Source organism: Streptococcus sp. HMSC056C01 (assembly GCF_001811305.1).
Taxonomy (GTDB): Bacteria; Bacillota; Bacilli; order Lactobacillales; family Streptococcaceae; genus Streptococcus.
In genome coordinates this window covers 183,359-184,295 of the sequence record NZ_KV804207.1, presented here as the reverse complement: position 1 = coordinate 184,295, position 937 = coordinate 183,359, and the positions used below count along the sequence as shown (strand labels likewise).

Annotated in this window: 1 protein-coding gene; it reads left to right on the top strand. The window is 38.4% G+C overall.

The genetic code is table 11. The features are described 5' to 3' along the window. A partial coding sequence (locus HMPREF2795_RS06945) for an Ig-like domain-containing protein (RefSeq protein WP_148131287.1) occupies positions 1-691 on the top strand: 691 nt, incomplete at its 5' end. Positions 692-937 lie beyond the last annotated feature (246 nt).

Here is a 937-nt window from a genome sequence, read left to right as displayed (position 1 = left end):
CCCAGATGGCTCAACAGCAACCCTTACAGGTGATAAGACAGTTACTCAAGCTGATATCACAGCTCCAGCAGCACCAGTTGTGAACCCAGTTAAAGCTGGTGATACAGCAATCACAGGTACAGCCGAAGCAGGTTCAACAGTAGAAGTTACTCTTCCAGATGGAACTAAAGTATCAGCGAAAGCAGATAAAGATGGTAAATTCAGTATTCCAGTTAGTGGTTTGAATGCTGGAGATACAGTTTCTGTAACAACAACAGACGAAGCAGGAAATACATCAGCTACAACAACAGTAACAGTAAGTAAAGTTAATGTAGGTGGTAAAGAAGCTGATAATGCTAAAGTACCAGTTCTTACTCCAGTAGTAGATCCAAGCAACTTGACAGACGCAGAAAAAGCTAAAGTAGCTGAAGAAGTTAAGAAAGTTAACCCAACTGCGACAGATGTTAAGGTTAACAATGACGGATCAGTAGTTGTAACCTTTGCGGACGGATCAGTAGCAACAATTGCAGCTAATAAAGTTGTTAAGGAAGCAACTAAAGAGTCATTTGCTCAAGCACCAGCTAAGAAAGCAGGAGCGAAAGAATTGCCAAACACTGGTACTAAACAATCTAACGCTTCACTTGGACTAGCACTTCTTGCAGCAGTGACAGGAGGACTCCTTATCTCTAAAAAACGTAAGGAAGAAGAGTAAGCCATTACTCAAATAAAGCAAATCTAAGAATCTTGATTCTATGAGATTGCTAGAAAAACCGTAAGAAGAAATTCTTACGGTTTTTTGATTGGGCTACTTAATGGAAAAGTGGTAAAAAGTAAATTTCTAAAATGCTAGAAAATTATAGAAATTAAAGTGGAGAATTCCTATCGAGTATCATTGGGATAGCTGCTATAAAATAAAAGTCGACTGTTTATACTCAATGAAAATCAAAGAGCAAACTAG